Origin of the sequence: Candidatus Magnetominusculus dajiuhuensis, from assembly GCF_046044395.1 — a bacterium.
GTDB lineage: Bacteria > Nitrospirota > Thermodesulfovibrionia > Thermodesulfovibrionales > Magnetobacteriaceae > Magnetominusculus > Magnetominusculus dajiuhuensis.
Genome location: NZ_JBJUSG010000025.1, coordinates 23,894 through 31,473 on the forward strand (window position 1 = coordinate 23,894; position 7,580 = coordinate 31,473).

Below are 7,580 nucleotides of genomic sequence, written 5' to 3' on the forward strand. Positions count from 1 at the left end.
AGGCTATGTTATTATGTCCGATCCATAAATGTCAATAAAAAAATCATTATTGTGGATATTATTCAAAAAAAGCGATGGACGGGGTGCGCCGCTCACCGGTTATGATTCCTTGATGGGCTGCGCTTTTTTACCTCGTCAAGCAGTTCGGTTGTAATTACCGTTGCCCCTTTTTCTCTCGCTGCGTTTTCTATCGCCCTTATTACCATTTTTCTGACAAAGTCAGGTACCGCCTTTATCCTCTGCCTTGCCGCGTCGTCCCACTGAAGGTCAGATGTGAAATCGCCCGTATCAACTTTAAGCGTCTCTTTTTCTTGTTTGGGTTCATATGTGCATAGTGGGTCCTCGTCCATAAAGTCTGCCTTGTCAGCAAATGCCCTTGCCCTGCATCCTCCGCAGACCTCCATGTATTCACAACGCCCGCATCTGCCCCCGTATTTGCCTTCTCTTAGTGTGATTAGGTTTGTAGAATTATTCCATATAGCCGCAATCGGCTCTGACTTCACATTGCCAACGGTGTCCGGCATGTATGGACAGGCGGTTACGTTGCCATACGGGTCAACGCGCATGTATGAACGCCCGGCAAGGCATCCCCTAGTCCCCGATGGGATGTGGGTACCGTCTTCGTACATTACTCTATAAATATGTGGGGCGCATCGTGCCCTCACCATTAGCCGCCGCTCTGATTTCGAGAGCGCCATTATTGTTCTCAGCGCGCTGTCGTAGTTTGCCGTTGAGATGAGTGTCCTCATCGCCCTGCCAGTACACACGAGGAAAAAGAAGTTTACTGCCTTTGCGCCCAGCTCAACGCCCAGTGAGACGAATTTTTCTACATCAGCACAGTTGCTGTCCATTACTGTAACGTCAAGCTGAGTTTCTATGCCGACTTCTCTGAGGAGATTCAGTGACTCTATGGCCTTTGACCATGAGCCGCTGACGCCTCGAAATGAATCATGTTCAGCAGGGATTGTGGAGTCTATGCTGATACCAGCACCCCTTAGTCCCGCTTCTTTGAGGCGGGTTACGTTTTTGGTTGTGATAAGTGTGCCGTTTGTCCCTAAGACCGGGATAAGTCCGGCCTCGCTTGCGTGATATATCAGGTCAAATATGTCCTCTCTCATCATTGGCTCACCGCCCGTTACTATCAGCATCATGGACTTATTTATGGCGGCGAGTTCGTCTATCAGGGCGGTGCATTGTTGTGTATTAAGTTCAGGCTCCACCGCGCTGCCCGCGTCTATGTAACAATGTCCACACGAGAGGTTGCACCGTCTCGTTACGTTCCATGAAACGATATATGGCTGATATTCCATTACATTACCCATCCCTTGTGCTTTTGTCCGCGTGAAACGAATACGCTGCATGGGGCATATCTTAACACATTCTCTGCCACAGAGCCTATATCCACGCCATCAGCGTAGTGTCTTCCCGTTCGCCCGACGAATATAAGCTCAGCAGACACGGAAGCGGCGTAATCGCAGATACTCTTATAGATTGACCCTGAGATGACCTGTCTTATTGCCGGTTTGAGCCGTGAAACATCACCGACCAGGCCCCAGCCGGCTGACATTATTTCGGCCTGGCTGGCGTCAAGCGCCTCTCTCTCCGCCTTGTCGAGAATCATGTCGCCCACCTTCTCAAGCCCAATATCAATGAAGTCGTCATGTGCCTTTTCCTGCTCTTTGGAATTAAAGGAAAAGCCGTCACCCTCTATCAGAGAGTCTTTCAATCTGGAAAAGATGTCCCTGTGCAGTGCCGTGTCAAAGACATACAGGAGGTGCAATTGCCCGTCGTACGCCTGTGCTATCTCCTTTGCCTTTCTTAAGGCGGAGATTGACGATTCACTCCCATCAAGGCATACTACTATGTTGGGAATGTTAAAGTTTATTGCTCTTTTAACGACGAGGTAGTCCATGTCATTGGCTCTTATCAGCCGAAGGCAGACGCTTCCAACAAAGCCGGTCTCCTCATGGTTAAATCCCGCGGAGCCTAATACTACGAGCGTGGATTTGTCGGCTATTTCCTGGATCATTTCGGTTATGGCTCTGAAGTTCTTACCTTCTTTTATATGTGATTTATAGGACACGCCTGAAGAGCTAAACAGCTCTTCGCACGGTTTCAGGTAGGAGATTGATATGCGCTCCATGCCGACATTTATTAGTGTATTGTGGGATTGTCTCTGTTTGGCAAGTATTTCTTCTTTTTGATATTTGGCGGGAAGCGTCGGCTCCATAACTCTGAACGCGCCCTCGTGCATTGCGGCATTAAAGGCATGAATGCCAGTGACGGGCAGTCCCAAAGTCACAGCAAGCCCTAACGCCGCTTCAGACGCCTTCATGGACAACTCGCTATTGTCAAAGCACAGTATCAGGCCGCTTATCAGTCCAGTACCCAAAACATGGGGGCGCTGCCCCCATACCCCCGCAAGGAGGGTAACCCTCCTTGACCTGTATTTTACATATCTTAATTACATATTTCTTAAAACATTATTACATGTTTCTTAGGACTTTGTAGCTTTTTCTCATTGAGAACTGTATGTCGTATTTCGAATGGGATATGGATAGGAAACAGGCCTCAAACTGCGATGGCGGGAAATAGACCCCTTCCTCAAGCATAGTTCTGAAATATTCAGCGTACAGCTTGGTGTCTGACTTTGCCGCCGTCTCATAGTCATAGACCTCGTGCTCAGTAAAGTACTGGCAGAACAAACTGCCGACACGGTAAAACTTTACGTCTGCCTTCGCGCGCTTAATCGCGTCCCTAAACCCGGTTTCAAGGATTTGCGCCTTGGCCTCAAGCAGGTCATAAAAACCCTTTCTCCCTATATTTTTAATCGTCTCAATGCCCGCGGCCATCGCAACAGGATTGCCGGAAAGTGTACCAGCCTGATAGACCGGGCCCTCAGGTGAGACCATGGACATAATTTCCTTCTTGCCGCCGTAAGCGCCCGCCGGTAATCCACCGCCAATTATCTTACCAAGGCATGTCATATCAGGCGTAACCCCGTACAACTCCTGCGCTCCACCAACCGCAACCCTGAACCCCGTCACCACCTCGTCAAATATCAGCACAATCCCGTGTTTTGAGGTTATCTCCCTCAATCCCTCAAGAAATCCCGGCTTCGGCAGTACACAGCCCATGTTGGCCGCTATAGGCTCCACAATTATACAGGCGATGGTCTTCCAGTCGTTTTTCACAACCGCCTCCACTGCCTTGAGGTCGTTAAAGGGTACTGTAATAGTTTCCTGTGCGTACGACTGAGGTACGCCCGGACTTGTGGGTTGACCAAACGTGGCCGCCCCTGAACCGGCCTTTGCCAGCAGCCCATCAGCATGGCCATGATAGCAGCCCTCAAACTTAATTATCTTGTCCCTGTTAGTAAAAGCACGCGCTACCCTGATGGCACTCATCGTTGCCTCAGTGCCAGAGCTTACTAAACGCATTCTCTCCATAGAAGGATAATATTTTTGTATTATCTCGCCCATCTTTATCTCAAGGAGCGTTGGCGCCCCAAATGTAACACCATCCTCGGCTGCCTCCGTAAGGGCATCCACCACACCCTTGTGGGCATGTCCCAGTATTAACGGACCCCACGACATGACATAATCAATATAGCCGTTGCCGTCAACATCGAAAATCTTCGCCCCATAAGCCGTGTCAATAAAGATGGGATTGCCCCCCACGGCCTTAAACGCCCTGACAGGACTGTTCACCCCGCCCGGGAACAGCTCCTCTGCCCTCAGGAACAATTTCTTCGACGTTCTCCAATTCTTTCTCATGCTGTTATACTCCTTTTACGTATAGATTTAATGCGTAATTCATAACTCGTTGCCCATTGCGCACGCGCTGATGCAGCATTGCGCGTATTGTTAAGTGAGCGTAACATAAATAACATGTTAAAGTAAAGCACTTTTGTCAGGTTTTGTCAGGTTTATAAGGTAATATTATTATGAAGAGTTCTTATCCCGTTGTGTCGGTAATATTCTAATACGAATTATATCTCAATATAAATTCATTTAAATCAGCCTGTTGCAGGCCATACGGCATCTGAAAAGAGGTAATGGCACAGGTTAAAGAACTTATTGCGTACATACATATAATACTATAATCTAAACGCGGCGCTTTCTTGTTCCGGTTTGTATGTAGGGCGCGTTCGAAACTGGAATGGGAAATAAAATCTTTTTAATTATGTTGCTGTTTGATGTTTAGGGCAATCGCATTAGAAATTGCCTCCCTTATTTTTGTCACCTCCCTTATTTTTGTCATTCCGGCTTGTCCGGAATCTGTCCTTATGCCTCAGAATATGCACAATCATCATGAAACTCCCACTAATCAGGGAAGATTCCGGACAAGCCGGAATGACGGTAAGGGACAAAGCCGGAATTATTGCATAGGTATCTTCTGCTTTTTTTTCAAATGCGATTGCCCTGGTTTGATGTTCTTATTTAATGTTCGTATTTGCTATAATTTATTTGCTATAATTGGTGTATGAAGGCTGCATATGGATGTATGGTGCATATGGATGTATGGTGCGTATGGATATGATGATAATCCCAAAGGATGGAGGAGCAAGTCAATGAGGATATATGTCTTAATCGCTGTAATGGCCATTTTATGTCTGTCTGTTGCGTCTGTCGGTGCGCAGGAAAACGCCGCGCAATGGAACTGCTTCCAAAAGATTCATGAAAAGGCGCTGACAACCGCCATCGCCCTCACGCCCACGCGGTTGAGATATGCCCTGATACCATTTTATGATTCTATGATTGACGAGTTGTATAAGACTGAGTATAAACCAACGGCATACCAGGACAAGAAGGTCTTTGACAACCTCTATGAGGCGGCAGTCTTTGAGGCACACAAGCGCAATGATCTTAAAAAAGATTACTTTGCCCGCCTGATGACAGATTTAACTATGTATGTGATTCAAAAATACTACCCCGGCCGCTTGGGCGGGTTTTGCGAGGAATGGACTTTCTTACGATACGCCCCGGTGTTCTATGGCGGTTATGACGGAGGGGACAAGAAGCCCGATTTTACGAGGTATTCGCCGGTAATTTACGGCGGGTATGAAAAGAAGCGTCTCTATGCGGATTTTAAAAACGTATTTTTCAGCGACAACTTCACAGACTCACCTGTCAGATACACTGGCGATATGCTCTGGTACTACAATAAGACGGTCAATGAAATTGTTAATCTGTGGATTGCTGTGTGGAAGGATGCCGACAGAAAAGCCGACAGTGTAATTGAGACATACACGCTTGTAAACCCCGAAGACGTTACGCCGTTTAATCAGAAGGCGCCAAAGATAAACAAAAAGGGCGATGATTTGGGCCTTGAGCCTAAGAACAAGCCGGTGGCCTTCCCATACGTCGGTTACAGGGCAGTATATGAGGTGCGGGACGACGATGCGGTGTTTGTCCTGTGGGAAAACAGCAAATTAGAAAGGCCGGAAGACTATACTGAGATATATAACACAAGCAACCACGGGCTTTTCTTGTTTCGGCAGAGGTATAAGCTGATAAAGCCGCTGAGGGTGTTTTCCTCAATGGCCAACGCCAGAGACTACGCCTTCAACGCCATAGATAATAAGAAATACTATGAGGCGGCTGCTATATTCGGCACCCTGATAGATAGAAAAAGCGCAGACCCCGATATGTACTACGGCCTTGGCCTCGCCCTGTTTAACATAGACGACTATATAAACAGCCTGATTAATTTCAGCAAGGCGGGTGCACACGGCGGAAGCCCTTATTACGTGGGGCTGATAAGCGAGTATCTTGCCCGCAAGGCGTCGTCGTTTGAACAGAAGATGACCCTGCTTGCTGACAGCGCCCGCGCGTACGAGCAGTATGGAACGATGGGAAATGTGCCAGAGGCCATCGAAAAAAGTAAGGCTGTCAGCATTGATGCCCTGCTGCAGTATGAAAAAGAAATGGAGTCCGTTATCTCAGATACAATGTCAACCAGTATGGAAGCCCTGCAGAAATATGAAAAAGAAAAAGGGACCGCCGCAGAACAAGGTATAGACAAAAACGTAAAGCTGACCAGACTGGAGGCACAGGCAAAACTCGCAAGACTCATTGACCTGAACGACCAATACCAATTGGTGGCCACCGGCCTTAACGAAAGATATCCAGATGCCTACAATCAGAAAAATTATGACCAGGAAATCAACGATATAAAAAGACACGTAGATGTTGCCGTGGGCATTGATGTTGAAATTGCCGGTGAACAGGAACGTGCAAACTTTGCGGAAAAGAAGGCCGCCAAAGAGTTAGCCGCGTCGCCTGAGTACCAGCGTGAGCAATGTAAACAGAGGTGTGTCGAAACAGCGTTTCAATTAGGCCTGAAACTTAACACGGTTGGATGGGAGAGGACTATAAATGGAAGGGCGTTTATCAACTGTAAGGCCAACTGCGACTAACGGGGGTATTTGCTGGATGAGCCGTTATTCGTTATACAGTTTGCTATACGGTTTGTTATAGAAATGAGCCAGTTGCAAAATGCTGTGACTGTCAGTATCTTCAACATTCTGGATTCCCGTTTTCACGGGAATGACAGACAGGGGAAGACGGAATCAGGTTGTCATTCCTGCGAAAGCAGGAATCCAGTATTCAAGGGTGGACGTAAAGGGGACATATTTATTCATTTTGCAATTGGCTCGAAATGATATGGAATTTGAGAGACAGATAGCCATAGGGGACATCCACGGCTGCTACGGGCTTACCGTTGATTTAGTGGAAAACGTAATAAAATTCGACCCTGAGCGCGACCAGTTGATTTTTATTGGCGACTACATAGACAGAGGCACGGAAAGCGCCATGGTTGTCCGGTATGTTGAGGAGCTGAAAAATAAATACAGCGCCCAAATCGTCCTTCTTGCGGGCAACCACGAATATCTCGCCTATAACGCCTTCAAATACAGGACGGCAGAGATGTTTCAACTGTGGATTATCAACGGCGGGGTAACCACGATTGACAGCTATGAGGGCGTAGAAAACGCCAACAGGTACGAAAACGCACAGAAACATCTCATGCCATTTGTTGAGCAGCTTGAATTTTATTATGAAACCAAGACCCATATTTTCATGCACGGCGGCATTCCATTGGGAGAGACCATAGAGACCGCAAAAAAGAACTCACTCTTATGGGAGAGGAGCTACGATAAATATAGGGGCAAGGACATAATCGTCGGCCACACCCCGCACAAACATGTTACGAAGTATACAAACGCCGTTGTAATAGACACAGGGGCGGTGTTTTACGGCAAACTCTCTGCTTATGACCCGATTAACAACAAAATCTACGAGACCATAAACTCAAACCCAAGGCCAGGACAAAAGGCTTAGCTCTACGGGTATTTTTTATAGCATCAATGATTCTTTTGCTCAAAGCCAATTTGTAACTGATATGTAATCTCTAAGGTTGTACAATGGTGCATGATGGTTACCCGAATAGGTGGTGGATAATAAAATACGAATAGAATCGAGCCAATTGCAAAATGCTGTGACTGTCAGTATCTACAACATTCTGGATTCCCGCTTTCCAGACTGTGTCACAATAGTAAAGCAGCCCCCCCCCCC

5 protein-coding genes are annotated in these 7,580 nt (G+C 47.1%); 2 read left to right on the top strand and 3 right to left on the bottom strand.

Annotated features, from left to right (window positions below; translation table 11 throughout):
* Nucleotides 1-92: 92 nt before the first annotated feature.
* The 3 genes from AB7D94_RS05350 to hemL form a co-directional block, all read right to left on the bottom strand.
* Nucleotides 93-1,310, bottom strand: a complete 1,218-nt coding sequence (locus AB7D94_RS05350) for a radical SAM protein (protein ID WP_420264701.1) — start codon at nt 1,308-1,310, stop codon at nt 93-95.
* The gene (locus AB7D94_RS05355) at nt 1,310-2,392 is read right to left on the bottom strand and encodes a universal stress protein (RefSeq protein ID WP_420264702.1); all 1,083 of its coding nucleotides are present in this window, start codon (nt 2,390-2,392) and stop codon (nt 1,310-1,312) included. Before AB7D94_RS05355 ends, AB7D94_RS05350 begins: the two co-directional genes overlap by 1 nt.
* 94 nt (nt 2,393-2,486) lie before the next feature.
* A complete protein-coding gene (hemL, locus tag AB7D94_RS05360) occupies nt 2,487-3,776 on the bottom strand; it encodes a glutamate-1-semialdehyde 2,1-aminomutase (RefSeq protein ID WP_420264703.1) in 1,290 nt (429 codons plus the stop codon).
* Between the two features lie 797 nt (nt 3,777-4,573).
* On the opposite strand from hemL, the gene AB7D94_RS05365 reads away from it, so the two are divergent.
* Both AB7D94_RS05365 and AB7D94_RS05370 read left to right on the top strand, forming a co-directional pair.
* The gene (locus AB7D94_RS05365) at nt 4,574-6,421 is read left to right on the top strand and encodes a hypothetical protein (protein ID WP_420264704.1); all 1,848 of its coding nucleotides are present in this window, start codon (nt 4,574-4,576) and stop codon (nt 6,419-6,421) included.
* A gap of 247 nt (nt 6,422-6,668) precedes the next feature.
* Complete coding sequence (locus AB7D94_RS05370) at nt 6,669-7,346, top strand: metallophosphoesterase family protein (RefSeq protein ID WP_420264705.1); 678 nt, start codon at nt 6,669-6,671, stop codon at nt 7,344-7,346.
* Nucleotides 7,347-7,580: the final 234 nt, after the last annotated feature.

Coding starts and splice junctions, on each gene's coding strand:
- hemL (WP_420264703.1), bottom strand. CDS start 3,776: ATGAGAAAGAATTGGAGAACGTCGAAGAAATTGTTCCTGAGGGCAGAG.
- AB7D94_RS05350 (WP_420264701.1), bottom strand. CDS start 1,310: ATGGAATATCAGCCATATATCGTTTCATGGAACGTAACGAGACGGTGC.
- AB7D94_RS05365 (WP_420264704.1), top strand. CDS start 4,574: ATGAGGATATATGTCTTAATCGCTGTAATGGCCATTTTATGTCTGTCT.
- AB7D94_RS05370 (WP_420264705.1), top strand. CDS start 6,669: ATGGAATTTGAGAGACAGATAGCCATAGGGGACATCCACGGCTGCTAC.